Origin of the sequence: Hugenholtzia roseola DSM 9546 (assembly GCF_000422585.1) — a bacterium.
GTDB lineage: Bacteria > Bacteroidota > Bacteroidia > Cytophagales > Bernardetiaceae > Hugenholtzia > Hugenholtzia roseola.
Genome location: NZ_KE383887.1, coordinates 53,525 through 74,511 on the forward strand (window position 1 = coordinate 53,525; position 20,987 = coordinate 74,511).

At 41.1% G+C, this 20,987-nt stretch carries 20 protein-coding genes; 6 read left to right on the forward strand and 14 right to left on the reverse strand.

What is annotated here, in order from left to right:
* Positions 1–97: 97 nt before the first annotated feature.
* The 3 genes from G500_RS0119695 to G500_RS0119710 all read left to right on the forward strand — a co-directional run bounded on the left by G500_RS0119695 (position 98) and on the right by G500_RS0119710 (position 5,397).
* Positions 98–2,239: a S46 family peptidase gene (locus G500_RS0119695; RefSeq protein WP_027003789.1), complete on the forward strand. Its 2,142-nt coding sequence runs from the start codon at positions 98–100 to the stop codon at positions 2,237–2,239.
* Positions 2,240–2,314: 75 nt separating this feature from the next.
* Positions 2,315–3,046, forward strand: coding sequence for a polyprenol monophosphomannose synthase (locus G500_RS0119700; protein ID WP_027003790.1), 732 nt, complete (start codon positions 2,315–2,317; stop codon positions 3,044–3,046).
* Positions 3,047–3,285: 239 nt separating this feature from the next.
* Positions 3,286–5,397 carry a PP2C family protein-serine/threonine phosphatase gene (locus G500_RS0119710; protein ID WP_161626166.1) on the forward strand — a complete coding sequence of 704 codons (2,112 nt, stop codon included), beginning with the start codon at positions 3,286–3,288 and terminating at the stop codon, positions 5,395–5,397.
* Between the two features lie 87 nt (positions 5,398–5,484).
* Here G500_RS0119710 and G500_RS0119715 read toward each other — a convergent pair whose 3' ends face one another.
* Together G500_RS0119715 and G500_RS0119720 are read right to left on the reverse strand one after the other, a co-directional pair.
* The gene (locus tag G500_RS0119715; protein ID WP_027003792.1) at positions 5,485–5,988 is read right to left on the reverse strand and encodes an NADH-quinone oxidoreductase subunit J family protein; all 504 of its coding nucleotides are present in this window, start codon (positions 5,986–5,988) and stop codon (positions 5,485–5,487) included.
* 43 nt (positions 5,989–6,031) lie between these two features.
* Positions 6,032–6,271 (reverse strand): 4a-hydroxytetrahydrobiopterin dehydratase, encoded by a 240-nt coding sequence (locus tag G500_RS0119720; protein WP_027003793.1) that lies wholly within the window; start codon positions 6,269–6,271, stop codon positions 6,032–6,034.
* Positions 6,272–6,511: 240 nt separating this feature from the next.
* On the opposite strand from G500_RS0119720, the gene G500_RS0119730 reads away from it, so the two are divergent.
* From G500_RS0119730 to G500_RS25350, 3 genes are all read left to right on the forward strand, one after another.
* Positions 6,512–6,703, forward strand: coding sequence for a hypothetical protein (locus G500_RS0119730; RefSeq protein ID WP_027003794.1), 192 nt, complete (start codon positions 6,512–6,514; stop codon positions 6,701–6,703).
* Positions 6,696–7,652: a PDDEXK family nuclease gene (locus G500_RS0119735; RefSeq protein ID WP_027003795.1), complete on the forward strand. Its 957-nt coding sequence runs from the start codon at positions 6,696–6,698 to the stop codon at positions 7,650–7,652. Before G500_RS0119730 ends, G500_RS0119735 begins: the two co-directional genes overlap by 8 nt.
* A 187-nt stretch (positions 7,653–7,839) precedes the next feature.
* The gene (locus tag G500_RS25350; protein ID WP_051203943.1) at positions 7,840–8,235 is read left to right on the forward strand and encodes an FtsL-like putative cell division protein; all 396 of its coding nucleotides are present in this window, start codon (positions 7,840–7,842) and stop codon (positions 8,233–8,235) included.
* Between the two features lie 79 nt (positions 8,236–8,314).
* Here the strand turns inward: G500_RS25350 and G500_RS0119745 are convergent, their stop codons facing one another.
* The 12 genes from G500_RS0119745 to G500_RS0119820 all read right to left on the reverse strand — a co-directional run.
* The gene (locus G500_RS0119745; RefSeq protein ID WP_027003796.1) at positions 8,315–9,676 is read right to left on the reverse strand and encodes a DnaJ domain-containing protein; all 1,362 of its coding nucleotides are present in this window, start codon (positions 9,674–9,676) and stop codon (positions 8,315–8,317) included.
* Positions 9,677–9,771: 95 nt separating this feature from the next.
* Positions 9,772–11,154 carry a hypothetical protein gene (locus tag G500_RS24375; protein ID WP_051203945.1) on the reverse strand — a complete coding sequence of 461 codons (1,383 nt, stop codon included), beginning with the start codon at positions 11,152–11,154 and terminating at the stop codon, positions 9,772–9,774.
* Between the two features lie 23 nt (positions 11,155–11,177).
* On the reverse strand, positions 11,178–11,900 hold the full coding sequence (locus G500_RS0119755; protein ID WP_027003797.1) for a hypothetical protein: 723 nt from the start codon (positions 11,898–11,900) through the stop codon (positions 11,178–11,180).
* Between the two features lie 105 nt (positions 11,901–12,005).
* On the reverse strand, positions 12,006–13,118 hold the full coding sequence (gmd, locus tag G500_RS0119760) for a GDP-mannose 4,6-dehydratase (protein WP_027003798.1): 1,113 nt from the start codon (positions 13,116–13,118) through the stop codon (positions 12,006–12,008).
* 74 nt (positions 13,119–13,192) lie between these two features.
* Complete coding sequence (locus G500_RS26520) at positions 13,193–13,315, reverse strand: hypothetical protein (RefSeq protein WP_281169350.1); 123 nt, start codon at positions 13,313–13,315, stop codon at positions 13,193–13,195.
* 377 nt (positions 13,316–13,692) lie between these two features.
* On the reverse strand, positions 13,693–14,766 hold the full coding sequence (locus G500_RS24380; RefSeq protein ID WP_051203946.1) for a homoserine O-acetyltransferase family protein: 1,074 nt from the start codon (positions 14,764–14,766) through the stop codon (positions 13,693–13,695).
* A gap of 187 nt (positions 14,767–14,953) precedes the next feature.
* A complete protein-coding gene (locus G500_RS0119780) occupies positions 14,954–15,874 on the reverse strand; it encodes a DMT family transporter (RefSeq protein WP_342664619.1) in 921 nt (306 codons plus the stop codon).
* A 233-nt stretch (positions 15,875–16,107) separates the two neighbouring features.
* A complete protein-coding gene (locus tag G500_RS0119785) occupies positions 16,108–16,527 on the reverse strand; it encodes a hypothetical protein (protein WP_027003800.1) in 420 nt (139 codons plus the stop codon).
* A gap of 96 nt (positions 16,528–16,623) precedes the next feature.
* Positions 16,624–17,040 (reverse strand): hypothetical protein, encoded by a 417-nt coding sequence (locus G500_RS0119790; RefSeq protein WP_027003801.1) that lies wholly within the window; start codon positions 17,038–17,040, stop codon positions 16,624–16,626.
* 394 nt (positions 17,041–17,434) lie between these two features.
* A complete protein-coding gene (locus tag G500_RS0119805) occupies positions 17,435–18,079 on the reverse strand; it encodes a CatB-related O-acetyltransferase (protein WP_035758246.1) in 645 nt (214 codons plus the stop codon).
* 85 nt (positions 18,080–18,164) lie between these two features.
* Positions 18,165–19,028, reverse strand: a complete 864-nt coding sequence (rfbA, locus tag G500_RS0119810; RefSeq protein ID WP_027003803.1) for a glucose-1-phosphate thymidylyltransferase RfbA — start codon at positions 19,026–19,028, stop codon at positions 18,165–18,167.
* A 447-nt stretch (positions 19,029–19,475) separates the two neighbouring features.
* On the reverse strand, positions 19,476–20,987 hold a 1,512-nt coding region (locus G500_RS0119820), incomplete at its 5' end, for a hypothetical protein (RefSeq protein ID WP_027003804.1).

Below are 20,987 nucleotides of genomic sequence, written 5' to 3' on the forward strand. Positions count from 1 at the left end.
ATGCAACAAAGTTGCATCATCACGATTGAAATTTGAGTAGAATTTGGTAAGTTTGCCGCCCAATAGACTACCTATTACTCACAAACCAAATTTAGAGATGAAAAAAACAAGTCTTGCACTGCTACTTGCAGTCTTTACCCTGCTTTCTTACGCGCCCTTGCGTGCAGACGAAGGCATGTGGCTTGCCATGCTTTTAGGCAAACTCAATGAAGTCGACATGAAGGCGAAAGGGCTAAAACTTTCTGCCGAACAGATTTATAGCGTCAATAATTCGAGCCTTAAAGATGCTATCTTTGGCTTAGGATATGGCAACCCCGGTTCTAATTTCTGTACTTCGGAGGCAATTTCGAGCGAAGGCTTATTGCTTACCAATCACCACTGCGCTTATGATTTAATCCAAAGCCACAGCACGCCTGAAAACAACATCTTAGAAAAAGGCTTTATGGCGGCTACAAAGGCAGAGGAGCTACCCAATCAAGGGCTTACGGCTTCTTTTTTGGTGCGTATGGAAGATGTAACCGAAAAAATGAAAGCCGCTATGGGAAATGGCACTGCTTATCAGGTACAGCAGCAAATCATCGAGGAGGCTACAAAGGATACACACTACAAAGCCATCGTAAAGGACTTTTTCTTCGGCAATGAGTTCTATCTCTTTGTGTTTGAAACTTTCCGCGACGTGCGTTTGGTGGCTGCCCCCCCCGAAGCGGTAGGCAAATTTGGTGGCGATACCGACAACTGGATGTGGCCTCGTCATACAGGCGACTTCGCTATCTTGCGCATCTATGCCGACAAAGACAACAAGCCTGCTGATTATAGCACCGATAACGTGCCTTACAAGCCTAAGCACTTCCTGCCCGTTTCGGTGAAAGGTATCCAAGAAGGCGATTTTGCCATGACTTTTGGCTTTCCCGGTCGTACAGAACGCTACAAAACCTCATATAGCCTTTTGGTAGATTTTGAAATGTCGAATCCTGCTCGCATCAAATTGCGTGAGAATCGCCTCAATTTGATGAAAGAAAGCATGGACAAAGACCCCAAAGTACGCCTTATGTATGCTGCCAAATATGCACAAATTAGCAACTACTACAAGTATTTTATCGGTCAGAATGAAGGTTTGGCGCGTTTGAAAACAGTAGATTTGAAGCGTGAGAATGAAGCCAAATTCCAAGATTGGGCAGATAAAAGCGGAGAAGAGCGTTATGCCACTGCTTTGAAGCGCATCGAGGAGGCACAGAAAGCCATGACAGAGTACCAACTTTCTTACATCTACCTACAAGAAGCCGCCTTTGGCGCAGAATTGATGGAGTTGGCTTACGAATTTTATGACCTTTACGACCTTCTCAAAGCAGGCAACGATACAAAAGAAGCGGCAGCAGCAAAAGAAGCGGCTATCAATGCACATTTCGAAGAATACAATACCACTATCGACAAGCGCGTTTTTGCCAAACTATTTAGCTTCTATGCCCAAGATGTGCCTAAAAGCCAGCAGCCTGCCCTTTTCGAAAGTGTAGTGGCGAAAAAATACAAGGGTAATTGGGAAAAGTATGCCGACAAAATGTTCGCTTCTTCTTTCCTTACTTCAAAAGAACGCGCTTTGGCTTTTGCAAAAAATCCTTCTTTAAAGGCAATGGAAAGCGATTTAGGTTTTAGCCTTTTCTTAGACGTATTTAATAACTATCGTCAGAAAATTGCCCCTGCCATTGGTCAGTCGCAGGGAGCTTTGATGATGGCAATGCGCGACTATGTAGAGGGCTTGCGTGCCATGCAAACCGACAAGGTTTTCTATCCTGATGCCAATTCTACTTTGCGCCTTTCTTATGGTACGGTAAGAGATTACGCGCCGAAAGATGGCGTGCAGTTCAATTATTTCACTACCCACAAAGGTATTTTGGAAAAAGAAAACCCCAATGATGCCGAGTTTGTAGTTCCTGCCAAAGTAAAGGAGCTAATTCAGAAAAAAGACTTTGGCACGTATGCCGACAAAAATGGCAACCTCCCTGTCGCTTTTATTACCGATAACGACATTACGGGTGGTAATTCGGGTAGCCCTGTCATTGGTGCTAATGGCGAACTCATAGGGCTTGCCTTCGACGGCAACTGGGAAGCCATGACAGGCGACTTAGTCTATGATGTAGAGTACAAGCGTTGCATCAATGTCGATATCCGCTACGTCCTCTGGACAATAGACAAAGTATTAGGCGGAGAGCGTCTTATCCAAGAGATGAAACTGGTTAAATAAACAAGTTTCTCTGCCACAACCTTGACAAGGATTTGCCTTGTCAAGGTTTGTTTTATTTTAAAAAGCATATTTTTGATGAAAGAGCGTATCGTTATCATTCCTACCTACAACGAAATCGAAAACATCGAGGGCATTATCGAAGCTGTTTTCGCCTTGCCACTTCCTTTTGATGTCCTAATTATTGATGACGGCTCACCCGACGGAACGGCACAAAAGGTACAGCAGATGCAGCAGAAGTGGGGCGGAAGGCTTATTTTAGAGCAGCGCAAGGGCAAATTAGGCTTAGGAACTGCCTATTTGCATGGTTTTGCCAAAGCCTTAGCTTGGGGCTATGCCTATATTTTTGAAATGGACGCAGACTTTTCACACGACCCCAAAGATTTGGTACGCCTCTATCAAGCCTGTGCAGAAGGGCAAAACGACGTAGCTATCGGCTCGCGCTACATCAAGGGTGTAAATGTGGTGAATTGGCCTATGAGCAGGGTGCTGATGTCTTATTTTGCAAGCATGTACGTCCGCTTGATTACGGGCATGCCCATCATGGACGCAACGGCAGGCTTCAAATGTTACCGCCGCAACGTTTTAGAAACCATACCACTCGAAAAGATAAAATTTGTAGGGTACGCTTTTCAGATAGAAATGAAATTTACGGCGTGGAAATATGGCTTCAAAGTAGTAGAAGTACCCATTATTTTCACCGACCGCACCAAAGGTGTTTCTAAAATGTCGTCTAAAATCTTCAAAGAGGCTTTTTTTGGCGTAATTCAGATGAAAATACAGAGCCTTTTTCGCAGTTATCGCAGGTAGGAGAGAGGTGTCAGGTTTTTTCTTTTCACTTTTTTAACATAGGCGAAAAAAAAACGCCCTTCTTTGCGAAAAAATATTATCTTTGGCTTTAAATCCTTCATAAATAAAAGCATTTCCCTTTTTTACGTGCTAAAAAGCCCTAAGGTATGCCTTCCTCTTTTGGGTGCAAAACCCTTTTTGTTGCATTTTTTTTGTTCTCGCCCCTATTTTTATTCGCCCAGAATAGAAAGATAGATAGTTTGCGGCGGCTTTACGAAAGCAGTACCAGCGATACGACACGTTTGTTCTTAGAAACAAAAATCGCTTATGAATATAGCTACATAGACCCTGATACGGCTGTTATTTTATCTAATAAAAGTCTGATTGCCTGCCAAAAAGAAAATTATATCATGGGCATTTTAGAAAGTTATTTTGCCCTAAGTATTGCCTATTCTACTATGGGAGAGTACGATTCGGCTATCTTGTATGCAGAAAAAGGTTTGGAATGGCAGCCCAAAAGCGAAGATAGGAGCATGGAGGCTTCTTTGCTTAATTCGGTCGGTATTGGTTATTATTACAAAGGGGAATACGACAAAGCCTTAATTTATTACGAAAAAGTATATGAAATTGATAAAGAAGATGAATCTAAAACGGTTGCTGCCTTAGTTAATATTGGTAGTATTCATAGCTTGAACCAAAATTTTGAAACGGCAATTAACTATTACAAAAAGGCAGTCGCTTTACACGAAAAATACCGTCACCCCGATGACGAACTTAGTTATGTGATTGCCCTTTCGAATTTGGGAACAGATTACGCCCTAACACAAAGGGATAGTTTGGCTACTTTTTATACCCAAAAGAGTTTGGTGCTTTCCCAAGAGATGGAAGATTGGGGAGGCGTAGCCTACTGTTATGCTACCTTAGCCAAAATTGCAGAAAACCAAAAAGATTGGAAAAAGGCAGTAGAAGAAGCCGAAAAAAGCATTTCCTTTTATCAGTCTATCAATGATGTGCCTTCTACTATTGAGCCTTTGCTTACTTTGGCAGTTGCATATTCTAATCAAAATTTGCATCAGAAAGCGGAAAATGCCGCTCAAAAAGCCCTTGAAATTGCAAACACTACCCAGTCGCTTGCCTCTTTGAGCAGCTCGCATTTGGCACTACACCAAGTTTTTAAGAAGCAAAAAAACTTTGAAAAGGCTCTTTTTCACCATGAAAAGTACAAAGAATTAGAAGATAGTACCTTTAATTTGAAAAAAAGCAAAATTATCAACAGTTTAGAAAACAAAGTTGCCTTAGACCTTAAAAATGCCGAAATAGAGCAGGAGCGAACCGCAAAAGAGTTTCAAGAAAAAATCAATTATTTAATTGTGGCTTCTTTGGTAGTGGTCTTAATTTTTATGTTTATTGTTTGGCGCAATCGCATCAAAATCAAGCAAGCCTATCAAAATTTGAAGGCTGCCAACGAGGAAAATTTGCTCAAAAGTGAGGAAATCAGACAGCAAAAAGAAGAAATTTTGCAGACCCTCGAAACGGTCAATGAGCAAAAAGAATTGATTGCGTCCAAAAATTTGCACATTATCGCCTCTATCAATTATGCCAAAAGAATCCAAAATGCTTTGTTGCCCAAAGTAGAAACGCTTGACCTGCATCTGCCTGCGCATTGGATTTTATATCTGCCCAAAGATATTGTGTCGGGCGATTTTTATTGGTTGGCACAAATGAATGAGTCTTCGCAAGACCTCTTGCTTGCCATTGCCGATTGCACAGGGCATGGCGTACCCGGTGCTTTGATGACCGTAGTGGGGCATAATCTTTTAGACCAGATTGTCAATCAGGATAAGATTGAAGCTCCTGCCCAAATTTTGCACAGTTTAGATGAGAAGTTACAACGCCTTTTGCAGCAACAGGTTGAAAATAAGGAACTTAGCCAAGAATTTAGAAATGCTAATTCCCTGCAAGACGGCATGGACATTGTGCTTTTGCGATGGAATGGGACAAAGCGAAGCCTTACCTTTGCCGCTGCCAAGCGTCCGCTCTGGATTTGGCACAAAGCCACAAATGAATTGCGCGTTTTGAAAGGCAGCCAATATCCTATCGGAAGCACTCAATACAAGCAAAAAACGTTTGGCGAGCATCATCTTACCTTAGAAAAAGGGGATAGGGTCTATGCTTTCACTGATGGCTACGCCGACCAGTTTGGAAAAGAAGGAAAAATGACTATTAAAAAAATGCGCGACTTTTTAAATCAAACACATCATTTGCCACTTCAAACCCAAAAAGAAGCCTTCGCACAATTTTTTGCAGAATGGAAAGAAGACACTGAACAGACCGATGATGTCTTGTTTTTTGCTATGGAAGTAGGAAAGTAAAAGGCGAAAGTTGTTTGAGTCTTGTTTGATTTTTTACAATATTAACAACGTTTTTTCTTTTTCTATTTTAGTCTAATTTATTTTAGTCTAATCTTTTGATGCCTTTTTGCCTGCTAACCAAGCTACCAAGACCAAAACGGCAGTTAGGAAGATGCCAACGAGTTCGAAAACAAGTAAGTAGTCTGTTAGAAAAAGTATGCCTATTTTTTGTATGGTAGAAAAGTTTTCTTTCAAAATCTTATCTTCTAAAAGAGAACTGTTTTTGGCTAACCATACGCCCAAAAGACTTAGCAGCCCAAAAGCCGCCAAGATGCCACCGCCGAGTGAAGCCTGCGGCGTAGGCAGGCTCAAATCGCCAGAGGGTTCGGCAAACATCAGGGCAAAGAGTAGCAATAGAAGAATCCCCCCTACATAGATAATAATTTGGGTAAGTGCCACAAAATCAGCACCTAAGAGTGCGAAAATGCCCGCTACCCCAAGCAGCGTGAGCAGGAAGGCGAAGGATACAGAAAGCACCTTGCGCAGAAGCAAGACCCCTACTGCACCTGCCAACGCAAGGACTGAAAAGGCGATAAAAAAAGCAATTTCCAACGTGTTTTTTAGAATTTAGTAAGAGAGGGGCAAAAACTACGCACTATTTCGCGGCGAGCAGTGCATCTATGGCGGCGGCTAATGCCTCATCTTTTTCGGTAATGGTATTGCCTGCATCATGGGTAGTGAGCGCAATCGTTACGCGGTTATATACGTTGCTCCATTCGGGGTGGTGGTTGTGTTTTTCTGCCAAAAATGCAACGCGCATCATAAAGGCAAAGGCTGCCGTAAAGTCGGCAAACTCAAAATGGCGCACTAAGCGATTGTTTTCTTTCTGCCACATAAACAAGATAGGGTCATGCCAAAAGGCGGTTTCTGATGGCGGTAAAGATAAGAAAAAATTGTATATTTGCTACTCAAAAGTTTTAAAACTTGGTTTTTGCCTAATGTGAGTGAATTGCTTTTTTACAGTTGGTGTTGAATTGATAGAGGGCGACAAAAAAGTCTTTCAAATCAAAAAAATAAAGCAGAGTTTCAAATTAAATCGTAACTTCGCAGCATAAATACGACTAAACACAACTACATGAAAACAATTAATCTTTCTGATGAAGACTTTGAAAAATTAACAAGGCTTTTATCTGAGCATGACGAACTATACGGTGATGAAAATGAAACCGTTTGGAGTTTTGATGATGTAGAAAATCTACGTCAGATAGGAACAGAGTTTATTTCCATACTTTCACCTTACTTAAAACAAATTCAAGAAAATGCCTAAATTATTTTCGTCTTCTGTAAAAAAGTTTTTAAATCAAGTAAATAAGCCTGAAAGTGAGCTAAATAAATTTATTTGCGAGAATTGGGCTTCTTTATTTTCTAATCTTACGCTTGTTTCAAGCGAATTTCCCTTAAAAGGAAATGTTAGGAGCATTGGTACAGGTGGAAGAATTGACATTTTGGCTTATAACCCAAAATCAAAAAGATTTGTAATTTTTGAACTTAAAAAAGAATATGACAAAAATATAACAGAACAAGTTTCTGATTATAGAGAGTATATTGAAGATAATTTTGCAGATGTCTATTTAAAAACTACGCAACAATATAACATTGATTTACCAAAGTTTCAAGAAATGGATTTAAAACAAATTGAAATTGTACTAATAGCTAAAAAATTCTCTCTTACTCAAATAGAAAGAGTTAAAAAAAACAAAGAAAATAACATCACTTTAATAAAATATTTTTGGTTTGAAGATGATTTAATTTTTATAGATTATTTAAATAATGACCCTGATGAAGAAAAGATAGAAAGTATAAACAGTAAAAAAATTCGTATAGTGAAAGAAGTTATAAATCAAGACCCTGATTTATATGAGATAGACCGTTTTTTTAACCTTAAACAAGAGAGCAAAGAGGTGTTTCTTCTTTTTTATGATTGGCTTAAAACAAAAGGAGAGGTGAAAATTACACCGAAACAAGTCTTATTAAAGGTCGAATTTGGACAACATACTTTTTCAGCCATAGGTTATGCAGGTAAAGTCGGGAGCAAACAGATTTTGCAAATCAACACGAATATAGATTTGACGTATGAAGATAAACTTTTAGTAGAAGATAGGGTAAGGGTGGGGCAAAAGAAAAAAGGTAGTTTGGCATCTGAAAGATTTGAAATAAGACTAAGGAGCAAAGAAGAAATGCAACGAATGATAAATGCGCTTGACGACAAAATTTAGAGCCTGATATCTACTTTCCGTTAAAGGCTACTTATTTAGATTGCTCTTTTGCCTTTTTTACTGTTTAGGCGAATACCCTAACTTTGGGTTTTGATATTTTTTAGATATATTTGTGCTTGTGTGGAGTAGGGGCGGTCAGTAGCCTTATTTCTACTCAAATCGTTTCTATTTTTTACTTTCTTTATTTATGCAAAATCAGCCACTCAAACGCAACTACTACAAAAACGAGGAAGCCGAAGCTGCACAGCCCGAAGCGACTCCCCTCATTCAAGTTTCATTTTGGAAAACTTTTGCCCAACGCGATTTTCGCTTAGACCAAGAGTTGCTTTTTCGCGCTATGCCTTATTTTATTTATGCTGCCTTTTTAGGATTGATTTATATTGCAAATCGTCATTACACCGATAGAATCGTCCGAAAGGTCATTACCTTGCGCATGGAGGTAGAGGAATTGCGTGTAGATTATATCACGCTCAAATCGGACTTTATCTCGAAAAACAAAGAGCAGGAGGTTGCCAAAAAAGCAAAACGAATCGGACTTGTAGAAAATGACGGCGTGAAGGTAAAGATTGAAAAAGAAAAATAGGCTGTTCTTTTAATAGTTTCTATAATAATTTTTTCAATAAATTTTACGCTGACGCGCTTTTATTGTCTTTGCGCTCTGCCTAATTTTTTCGATTTTCTGGTAGATTTTCTGGCTCATTCTGACTAACAACGAGGTCTTTTAGGCTCTCCTCACAGAAAAAATCGAGGGTCGGGTGTTTGGCTTTGTATCCTAAAAAACGCGCCTTTGCCCAATCCTCACAAGCCTTTGCACTTTCGCCCATCTCTAAAAGCGTTTTGGCACGCCAAGCATAGAGGCTATCTACTTCGCCCTTCGACTGTTGTGCTATCAAGGTGTTTAGTTCGGATAGGGTTGCGGAATAGGATTTAGATTGATACAAAATAATAGCTTTCTGTACCCGCAATTTTTGTGTTTTTTCCACATCTTCCTTGTTTTCTGCTATGATAGCTTCTAAAAGGGCAGCGGTAAAATCGGGTTTTTTGAGTTCTGTTTCGCAAAAAGAGAGAAGCTCATGCAGGGCTTTGTCCGAATTTTGGTGCTGGCGAAAGCCTGCCTTGAAGTCGGCAATAGCGTCTTGATACTCACCTGCTAAGGCGTAGGTGATGCCCCTTTCGCGATATAGGTCGTAGTTTGGTTTATTTTTTGATAAAAGCGAATTGTAAATATCAATCGCATCTTTGTAGGCGTTTAGGTCGAGCGAATAGCCTTTGGCTACCTGACTGGCGAGCTGCATATCGTCGGAACTTAGGAAAAGAGCCGTCTGAAAATCTTGGTGCGCCTCATTTTTGTTTTGCAATTTGCCATTGGTTCTGCCGCGCCACAAAAAATACTCACTCTTGAAAATAGAGGTCGTTTCGATGCCCTTTGAATAGTCTTCGAGCGCGTCTTTGGGCAAAGAGAAGTTTTCGGCATAGATTTGCGCACGCAGGAAATAGGCGTTTGCCAAACTTGGGTCGTATCCGATTGCGCCATTCAGATACTTGATGGCATCTTCGTATTGTTGTTTTTGATAGGCTTCGGTTGCGCGTGAGTAGAAATTCTGACCGATAAAATTATAGATAGAATTGACGAAAAGAAAGATGTATAAAATTGCACCAACACTAATAAGGGTCGCCTGTGTATTGCTAAGGCTATCCTTTTCTACCACAGGAGCTGCCTGATACGGGCGGCGATAGGGATTGCGCCGTCTGTATCGTGGGTCGCGATGGGCGGGCGTTTCATCTGTTTCCGCTTGTGTCGCTTTTCCATAGACATAGAGCAGCAGCAGGTCGTAACGGTGCTTGGTTTCGGGGTCGGATAGAATTTGATAGGCTTTATTGATGACCTTAAAAGTTTCCTCTGCCGTCAGGCTATTGGGATTGCGGTCGGGGTGGTATAGCAAAGCCAAACGCTTAAAGGACTTCTTTACCTCTTCGGTAGAAGCGAAATCGGGCAGCCCTAAAATTTGGTAGAGATTTTCCAATTTTGAAGCGTTTGGGTTAGAATGAAAAGCCACACAGTTGGCAGGACTAAGATACTACTTTTTTCTTCAAACGCAAAGCCCTACGCTTTTGTTTTTCAAACTTTCGAAGCCTGTGCGGAAAGCGAATTGGGGTTGGAAAAAGGCGGTGGCGTGGCAGCAGGACGGCGTTTTTTCTTGCCTTTTTGTGGATATTGCGCCAAGATGATATAAAGAGCCGCTACAAAAAAAGGCAGAAGCGGAATTTTGTAGCGCACCAATGTTCCGAAATTACTACTCGAAACGCCTACAAAAAAGCCAAATACTAAGGCAAAAAAGAGCGACATCACCACTTGCGGCTCTTGGGATAAGAATTTAAACAAATCCCGCAATTTCGCCCTTCGCAAAACCAGCAGCGTAAGCCAAATAAAATAACTACATTCTAAGGCTGCCAAAAGCATGTTCGGATTGCGCGATTCCCAAATAAAGGGGCGGTATAGGGCAACGAAAATAGAAAGCGGCGCGGCACGTAGCATGCTCCCAAATGTTCCATCTAATTCGCCTACATCATAGCGCGAGCCTTCGTCGCTGACCTTGTAAATCCATTCTGCCGTAATTTTTGTACGTTTGGCAAATCTATCGAGCGCAAATTCTGTCCCTTCGGAAAGGCGCAGCGTAAAATAAGCCGCACTGCCGCCGCCTACTGCCAAAAGAATAGGGAGCAGCGCAATTCTAAGAAATTGACTTTTAATGCGATTTTTGTAGGTATAAAAAAACCAAATGCCACAAGCAGGCAGCATCACCAAAAAAATGTAGAGTTTGATTTGGCTCATCAGAAACGCTCCTATCAACAAATAAATCGCGTTCCAAAAAAACTTTCTACGCCGTATCAATACCCAATAAAAGCCTGTAAAAAAAAGTGCCAAGCCCGAAAAAGTGAGCGAGTCTTTCATCAGACCTGCCCCCCAAAAGATAACAGAAGGCAGAAATAAGACCGCCCTTGCCAATTCTTTTTTTAGGTTTGGATAAATTTCTATCCAAGTCTGATACATTTTCCAAGCCGCAAAGAAGCTAAAACTTGCGAAAAAGAGCGCGATAACCGAGTAGGTATTGGCTGCAAAAGGGGCGCAAAAACCCGCAATGCGCGAAACCATGAAGGAGGCATGGTCGTCGCTATAAGGCATGCCACGGCTGTATATTTGTGCCAATGCGCCATAACTTTCGGGTGAGCCAAAGACTACCTCTGCCCAGCTTCCTGCCTCTTGTTCAAAGAGTTGCCCCATTTTGCGTGCGCCCTGAAAGTAGAGCGTTGTATCGCCTGCGCCATAGTAGAATTGATAAATCAGACCCAAAAAAATAGCCCCCACTACGCGCAAAAGAAAGGCAGGCAGGAAATATTTGCGTATCTCTTTATCCCTGACGCGATTGCGAAAAGTATAGACAAGTCCGAAAACAAAGAGAAAGTAGAGCGGCGTTAAGATTAAATCTTGTAGGGTTAGCATGGTAGTGCGTCAGGGAAAACTTGTCAGAGATTTTGCTCTTCGAGGTTAAAATCGTGCAGGAGGGCTTTCTTGTGTAGCAGGCGGCGGAATTTTCTAAGGTCGGAGAAGTGGAAATAGGGCGTTTCTATTTGCAGCGTTTCGGCTTTTAGGGTCTGATAAAATTCTTGATTTTTATACTTTTCAAAGGAAAAGTCTAAGATTTGTTCAAATTGTTCGGGTTTCCATCTGTTCTTTTTAAAGAGCAGGCGAATTTTACGAAAATTCTGGTTTAGACCTGAAATATAGACCAACGTCTGGACGGCTAAAAAGTAGAAAAGCGCGTTGAGAAAGTGCGGAATCGTGAAAAGGTACATGACGCTATGTTTCTGCACAATTTCGGAATAGTTGCTATAATACCACCACTGTTTTTTAGTAAGCAGGTATTCCAAAGAATATTCGGTCATCAGCGTAGAGCAGATAAGCATCATCAGCAAAATGCGCACGTTGGTACTCTCTATGTCGTAGAGCATAAATCGTTTTTGCAGCAAAGTAAAGAGCAGGAGCGAAATGGGCAGCGTGATAAAGAGCGACACATAGTAGGGGTAGCCGTAGTGAATTTTACCCGTTTTGAAGAGATTGATAAAAATCTCATTTTTGAGGGAAACCTCTACAAAAAGAAATTCGGAAAGCCAAGCCCCGCCCAAAGGTAGGGCGAAGAGGGCTAAAAAAAAGAGAAAATAAAATAGAGGATTGGCATATAACTTCATAGTTCGCTTTTTTAGCTATCAAAATTTGCGAATTGAGAATCAAATTTAGACTTTACCCTAAGAATTTTGCAGCTTCTTAGGGTTTGAAAGTGCTAATTCTGATGTTTATTCGTAATAGTTGAGCGTTGCGTGTCCGCCTTCGCGTAGGTATTTGTCTTTTTTGAAGAGTTCGATATCGGCAGCTACCATCTCTTTGACTAAGGCAGGTAGCGTGTATTCGGGCTTCCAACCCAATTTCTGCATGGCTTTTGTAGGGTCGCCGATAAGCAAATCTACCTCCGTAGGTCGGAAATAGCGCGGGTCTATGGCTACCACTTCCGTTCCGATAGCAATTTGATAGTCAGGCAGATGGCAGGCTACCACTTTGCCACGTTCCTCCACACCTTCGCCCTCGAAGGCAACCTCGATGCCTGCTTCGGCAAAAGCCATCTTGACAAAATCGCGCACAGGAGTAGTGATGCCTGTGGCGATAACATAGTCTTCGGGTTTTTCCTGTTGCAAAATCAGATGCATGGCGCGGCAGTAGTCTTTGGCGTGTCCCCAGTCGCGTTGTGCGTTGAGATTGCCCAAATAAATTTTGTCCTGCAAACCCAAAGCGATACGGGCTACGCCACGTGTAATTTTGCGCGTAACAAAAGTTTCGCCACGCAAAGGCGATTCGTGATTAAATAAGATGCCATTACAAGCATACATGCCGTAAGCCTCCCGATAATTGACCGTAATCCAATAGCCGTAAATTTTGGCTACTGCATAAGGCGAGCGCGGATAAAAAGGCGTTTTTTCGCTCTGTGGCACTTCCTGCACCAAGCCGTAGAGTTCGGAAGTAGAAGCCTGATAAATGCGCGTCTGTTTGGTGCGCCCCAAGATGCGTACCGCTTCCAAGATGCGCAACGTTCCCAAAGCATCTACATTGGCGGTATATTCGGGCAAATCAAAACTCACCTTGACATGCGACATCGCACCCAAGTTGTAAATCTCGTCGGGCTGAATCTCTTGTATTAGGCGAATGAGGTTTGTAGAGTCGGTCAGGTCGCCGTAATGTAGTTTGAAGCGATAATTTTCCGCATGGGGGTCTTGATAAAGGTGGTCGATGCGGTCGGTATTGAAAAGTGAGCTTCTACGCTTGATGCCATGCACCTCATAGCCCTTTTCTAATAAAATTTCGGCAAGGTATGCACCATCTTGCCCTGTAATACCTGTGATAAGTGCTTTTTTCATATCATTAAAAAGAGAATTTCGGAAATTAAAAAAGACGGCTACGATACCACACACACAAGGGAAAGGCGAAAGTTTCAAACCTGCGCTATCAGACTTTGTAGGAAGTGGTGGCGAAGTTTAGGGGTGTGCCTTGCTGCAAAGCTACTTATTTTTTCTGTTTTATGGTCTATTTGGGGCTTATGTGTTCTATTTTCCACCACTTTTCTTGCCACATTTTCCTGCCCTCTTGTTTGTTCCCTTTCTTGTGTGTGGTAGGGGGGTAGGCAGTAGTGTTAAGTTCTGTAAAAAAAACTTGTTTTATCAAATTTGACACAAAATAAAATTTGGTTTTGACACCCTCCCTTTGGGGGAGGGAAGGGTGAGGTTCATTCCTTTTTTATTTCAATCTTGCTGCGGACAAGGCACTGCCTTGTCCCTACATTTTGATTTTTTTGCATTTGATTTTTAGAATTTAACATCACTGGGGGCAAATCTTGCAAAAAGCCTTTTGTCTTTAAAGAGTCTTTAATATGACTTTAAAGTGCCTTTAAATTTGAGGTTTCAAACCCCAAAAGTTTCCAATACGCTAAGAGTTTTAGCACTTATCTTTCGCCACTTTCTCTGTAAGCAGGCGGGCAAGTGCAGCCTCTAATTGTTCGTATTCCAACAAAAAACCGTCGTGTCCGAAGTCGGAATTTATCTCTACGTATTGCGCCTTTCTGATGTTTTGTGCCAAAAACTGCACTTCGGCAGGCGGAAAAAGCAAATCCGAACTAATGCCAATACAGAGTGTCCGCGCCTCTATTTGCGTCAAAGCCTGCGCTACCGTCTGTCGGTTTCGCCCTACATTGTGGCTATCCATTGCCTTTGAAAGCGTCCAATAGGCAAAGGCATCGAAGCGGCGCACCAATTTTTCGCCCTGATACTGTTGGTAGGAAACGGCTTTAAAGCCTTCTAAAAGGTCGTTTTCGGTTTCTTTTTGGGTCTGATTGTAGGCTTGTGCATTTCTATACGAAATCAAAGCGATAGCACGCGCTGCCGCCAAACCTTTTGCCCCAATACGGAAAAGGGCGGGGTCGTTGGGGTCAAAATTTTGTGGGTTCTGGGTAGGATTTTGCCACGTCTGGTCGGCTTGAATTGCCATGCGTTGGGCTTCGTTGAAGGCGATTCCCCAAGGCGAATGGCGTGCATTAGTAGCGATAAGCACCAAATTTTCTATGGTCTTAGGTTCTAAAATAGCCCATTCCATCGCTTGTTGTCCGCCCAAAGAGCCACCCATAAGCAGGTAGATTTGTTCAATTTGCAGGTGTTGGCGCAAAAGACAATGGGCAGCCGCCATGTCGCGTGTGGTTAGAAGGGGAAAATCATAGCCATAAACTTTTCCCGTTACGGGATTTGGCGAAAGGGCGTAGGTACTGCCGTAACAAGAGCCTAAGATATTGGCACAGACGATAAAATAAGGGCTTTTTTCGGGGTCAGTATCAAAAAATTTCCCTTCCCCTATCCAGCCGCTCCACCAGTCGGTAGGGTCTGCATTGGCGGTTAGGGCATGACAAATCCAAATCACTTTCGCTGCATTTGGGTTGCCAAAGGTCTGATATTCAATCTCTATTTGGGGCAAAATCGCACCCGATTCGAGCAAAAGGGGAGAGGTATGTAGATAGCGCATCTTTTTTCGAGTATGAAAGCCTGCACAAACATAGACAAAAGCGATAAGGCTACCAAATTTTGTAGGGGAAAAGCACCTATCTTATCCAAATTTGTATTGAAATAAAAGTCTGTTTTCAGACCTAAAAATGGCATGAAGCAAAATTTTATTTGGTGTTTGATGCTAAAATGCAAGATTTTTCATCAAACTATTTTTTGCCAAATCGCACATTGAGCCACACGCCGAGCAAGACCACAACCATGCCCAAAAGTGGCAGCAATCCGAAGTATTCATCGAAGAGCAGCATACCAAAGGGAAGCGCGTAGAGCATACCCGTATAGCTCACACTTGCCACTCTTGCTGCCCTTTCTACCTGATAGGCTTTGGTCATAAAATATTGTGCAATTTGCGTTAGAATCCCGATTCCAAGCAAAAAAAGCCAATCCCAACCCTGCGGCGTAACCCAATCAAAAAGGCAGTAAATCCCCGAAATGGGGAGCATCACCAGCGGAAAAGAAATCACTACCACCAAAGGATGTTCGCTTTCTTTTACCAAACGAATACAATTATAGGCGCAGCCCGAAAGAAACGCCGAAAGAATCCCAAGCCCGAAATAAAAGAGCGAAACGCGCTCATCAAAGCCTTTTATGAGCAGCACCCCCAAAAAACAGATGCCAAAAAAGAGCCACTGCCTTTTGAAAAGCGTTTCTTTCAGAACAAAAATAGCAATAAGGGTAGTAAAAATAGGAGCTAAGTAATGAATTGTTACGGCACTTGCCAAAGGCATTTCTTGGATAGTTGTAAAAAAAAGAATCAACGCCGAACCGCCAAAAGCACCGCGCAGGAAAAGTATTTTTTTATTCCTACCCAAAACCGTAATTTTTTCCTGTCGCAAAAAGTACAAACTCATCACAAGCGACACCAAAGAGCGAAAAAAAACAACCTCCGTAGCAGGAATATGCACGATATATTTCACCAGCACGTTCATAAGGGCAAAGCCAAAGACCGCCAAGAGCATATAGCGCACGCCTTGTGTGAGTCCCAATTTTTGTTCTATCCAAGTCAGAAAGGGGGAGGCAGGAAGCAGGGGCAGTTCTTTGTCCATTTGTGGTAGCTTTTTAGAAGGCATCTTTTTTCGGGTGCAAAAGTACGCAAAAAGCCCAAAAGCTCGCCAGAAAAAGGCTTGCTAAAAAACAAAAGCTACGCCGCAGGCAAGTGATGTTAAACTCTAAAAATTATAGGCAAATGTAGAGATAAGATAAGACTAAAAACTATTTTTTAAATTAGTTAAGATAAGCTATAAAATTTGAACTAATAAATTGTACCATAAAGCTAATAGATTTAAAATCTATTAGCTTTATCTTAAAAAATTATAAATACGTTTCCTTTTTTTCTATTTAATTCTAAAAGCCACTCTTGTATTTGTGGCTTTCTGTTGCGAATCGTAACTTTTATGTCGTAATTTGTCCAGGTTTGGAGCGTATCAAAAATAAGTTGGTAGCTTTTAAAAGAAGACACTTCAAAATGAAAATGCCATTCGCCCTGTTCGGTCGTGAGTATCAAGACTAAAAAAGACGCTGATATATCTACTTCTACATTTTTGACATTGCGCAGCGGCAAATACGCCTTCTGACAGTAGTAAGGGTGAAAGATAGAAAGCCCTTTTTCACTTAGGGCGATAAATTGTTTGTATTTGTGGGCATCATTTTGTTCATTTAGTTCGGAAAATAACGGAAAAGTAAATACTGCTAATAGAATAGTAATTAAAATAAAAAAGAACATACTTATTAAATATTCTTTACTTAAAAAGGGAATGGCAATAATAAAAATTACAACTAAAACTGAAAAAATTACAAATAAATTTGGTGAACTGTTATATTATTTTACTTGTTTTTTTATTTTAGTGTTTGCATTAAAATAGCTTGTTATTTTGTCTGTGGTTGTCTTTTTAAGAAAAAAATCTTTTTTATCTTGTAGTGAGTAAAAATCAAAAATTCCATTGTAATCTTTACAATATAAAGCGTTTTGATTATTTGTATCTAAGTAATAAAAATAATCTTCTCCTATTTGTGTGCCGTCTTGTTTGAGGGTGAGGTTGCTCTGTGTCGGGATTTGGGCTAAGGTTTCCTGCTGTTGGCAGTGTGTTTGTCCCAGATATTCCCAAGATTCGAGCAAGAAGGCAGAGTGGCAGGCAGCACAAAAGACAACTTTATCGCCAGCCACGAAGAGGTCGCCTGTGATGGGGTCGTGTCGAGATTGACTCAAAAAATCGTTTTCTATCAGATGGACGTGCATATCTGCTTTTTTGGTTTGGGTGCAGGATTGAAAAAGGGCAGGTTGTGGTTCAATTTTTTGATTACAAATAAGGCTTTAAGCCTACAAAGTTAGGCATTTTTGGCTAACATTTTGCAGCAAAAAAAGCGTTGTTACAACGATAAAAGTCTTAAATGCACCTCACCCCAAACCCCGCCCCTATTATGGCGGGGCTTTTATGCGGTATCATTTTTTTGCATTTATGCAAAAAAATGATTTGGTTTTCGAACCCTCCCCTATGGGGGGAGGGCAGGGTGGGGGTTCAGGAGGCGTGTACGAAGCACAAAACCTCGTTTTTGACCTTCTGACCATTGCAACAACGCAGCAAAAAAAGCATTAAACTTACCTTTTCCTGCCCTTTAACCTAATATCACTACTATTCGGCAATTTTTTTCAGAGCCTCTATGTCATTTCCCGTAAGCAGATGTAAGTGGCGGCTCAATTTTTCACTATCCCAATCCCACCAACGCACTTGGAGAAGGGCAGCAATGGTTTCTTCTGAAAATCGCTTTCGGATAAGCCTTGCGGGGTTGCCAGCCACGATACTATAAGGCGGTACGTCAGCGGTAACAACCGCCTGCGAGCCAATAATTGCGCCATCGCCAATGCGCACGCCTGCCATAATGGTCGCTTTATAGCCTATCCAAACGTCATTTCCGATTTCAATATCACCTTTGTAGGGGTAGCTTTTGCCCTCCATTGCATTTTGCCAACTTCCGCCAAAAATGGCAAAAGGATAGGTGCTAAGGCTCTCTACCAGATGATTTGCACCATTCATGATAAAAGTTACGTCGGAGGCTATCATACAAAATTTGCCGATGATGAGCTTATCACCGATAAAATCAAAATGATATTTTACATTTTTTTCAAAATTGTGTACGTCTTCAAAATCGTCGTAGTAGGTATAATCGCCCACGATAATATTCGGATTTTGAATAATATTTTTTAGAAAACAAAGACGATTGATATTTGGCAGAGGAAAAACCGTAGCAGGGTCGGGTGTTTGGTTAGATTCGAGCATAAATAAAGAAAAAAACAGGTGTAAATAATCCTATAAAGTCTTCAAGACCTTATAGGATTAAAATAGGATTTAAAGATATAGAAAATTAGTCTTTTATCAAACCCATCAAATATGTGCCATAGCCGCTTTTGAGCAAAGGGGCGGCAATTTGTGCAAGTTGCTCTTTGCCAATAAAACCCATCTGATATGCCACTTCCTCGATGCAACCAATTTTCAAACCTTGTCGCGCCTCGATGACTTCTACAAATTGTCCTGCCTGCATCAAAGAATGAAACGTGCCTGTATCGAGCCAAGCAGTGCCTCTATCCATGATTTGTACGGAAAGTTTGTTTATTTCTAAATAAAATTTATTAACATCTGTAATTTCATATTCGCCACGTGCCGAAGGTTTCAACGATTTGGCAATTTCTACTACCTGATTGTCATAAAAATATAGCCCGGGTACGGCATAGCTCGATTTGGGCTTTTGTGGTTTTTCTTCTATCGAGATGGCGCGTTGGTTTTGGTCAAATTCTACCACGCCGTAGCGTTCGGGGTCGGAAACATGGTAGGCAAAGACGATACCGCCTTCGGGGTCTTGACAGGCTTTCAAGGTTTCTTGCAGCCCTGTGCCATAGAAGATATTATCGCCCAAAATAAGTGCGACCTTGTCGTTTCCGATAAAAGATTCGCCCAACACAAAGGCTTGCGCCAAGCCATTGGGTTGCTCCTGCACAGTGTAGGAAAATTCGCAGCCATATTTTTTACCGTCGCCTAAAAGGTTTTGAAAATGGGGCAAATCGTGTGGCGTACTGATAATTAAAATCTGACGAATCCCTGCTTGCATCAGCGTAGAAAGCGGATAATAAATCATGGGCTTGTCATAGACGGGCAAAAGTTGTTTGCTCATCACCATCGTAAGCGGGTGCAGGCGTGTGCCGCTGCCGCCTGCCAAAATAATTCCTTTCATAAATTGTGGTGTAAGAAAATAGCTGCCTTTTGAAGGGCAAGGTGAGGGTGCGTTGAAAAACAAAGTTATTAAAAAACAGACAAAAGCAACTAAGAAAACTGCCAAAACACCTATTTCCCCTTGCAAAAAGGGCTTTCTATAGAAATGACCGCCGAACTTACAAAATTATCCATCGAGGAAATTCGCAAATTGAGTAAAGAATTGTAAGGTTGTTAATTATTTTCGGCTGTTGTTTGTACCAGATAGTTGGCGGAAAAGGCAGTTTTGGCACGAAATAAAATTTGAGCAGAACACTTTTTTGGTCTGAAAACCCTTTTTTATTTCAACCTCGCTGCGGACAAGACAATGCCCGCTCGCTACATTTAGAAACGACTTTTAGAACCTAACGTTATGATACAGCCCCCTCTCTTTAAATAAGGAGAGAGTTTATTTTTTATTTTGAGAAAATTACTTTCTCAAAAAACCATATTTATAAATTTTTGGTTCGATACTGCTTGCTAAAATTTTTAGATTTTCACGCAATTTGCTAATAAGATTGCTATAAATTTCATCTTCGCTCTTATTATTCATCTTGCCCTTTGCATTTCTACCCTGAAAATGCTCTCTGATGTCATAAAGGGAAGCATTGACATTGCAGTTGGGTTGTGCATGATAATATTTCCAAAGTTCGCGCCCTGCCTCGAAGACGGCTTGCGCTTCGGGGGAAAAAGTGAGGGGAGCAGTCCTTATTTTTTCGGGATTTAATAAACTACCGTTTCCGTTTGGTTTCAGTTTGCCTTTGATAAATTGCGTCATAAAGTTGCTTTCAAACTTGGTGCGAGCATTCACCTCTTGTTCGGTAAAAGGTATCCAATGATTTGTACCTTTTTCAGAGGAAATTCTATTTTGCCCATGAAAAAGCATAAAAGCAAGGCAATTATTTTGAAATTCTGTATCCTTTTCCCAACCTTCATTTGGATACAAAAATTGGTCGCGGTCGTTGAGCCAAGTGGCAGCCATACAATGGCGAACAGCAAAATAGACGCAGCCTTGAAAGATATTATTTTGTGTAAAGGCGAAATAATTGACATGGCGTGTTCCTTTCGTATTAGATAAATTCAAAAATTTCTGATTTTGAAAATCTGTTCCTGAATTATCCATGTAGCCAATATGTTCACTACTGCCATTGTCATAGATTTTTATCCACTTGTTGATGCTGGCAGGCAGCTCTCCATAAAAAGATTTTTCACCACTTTTTGCACCTTCATCTTCTATAATATCACAAACTATTTTATCAATTTTTTGCTTTTCTGCCATATCCCAAATAGTAAATCCAATCGGGAAGTTACCCACAACATTATCAAAAGTATTAGCTCTAACAATAAAGCCTTTTAAAAATTTTGCCAAAAAGAAGGTTCTAAATTTAGCAAAATTTGTACCCTGTGTAAATTTGAGTTTTGAAAATTGAGCTAATTTTGCATCTGGAATTTTGTCGTAGATACGCGCCATAAAAAGGGCAAAGACTTCGTTAGACCCGCCATTGATTTTTTCACGATATAGTTCTCTTATTTTATTATCTTTGGCTACCCCTGTTTTATTTTGACCTGTTCCTGTTACTGTACGCGCGGTAGTTGCCTCCGCATACGGCGGATTGATATAAATTACCAACTTTTTCCTTTTTTCAGGGTCATTGATAATATTTTGTAGTGGCTTTGGTAGTTTTGAAAAGTCATCATTTAAAAAATCAAATTGAAAAACATGGTCTTCTAATAAGTTCGCGCCGTTTTTGATGCGGTCGTGCATAACATCTACGTCCTGCCTATCTAAGGTAGAAGCAAAGATGTGGTATTTATTAGTCAAACCATTTAATAAATTTCCCGTACCTGCGGCACAATCCCACACGTAATACTCGTCTTGCCAATCCTGACCCAAAACTTCGGTGAGGTACTTTTGTGAAAGCTCGACCCAGATTTGAGGGGT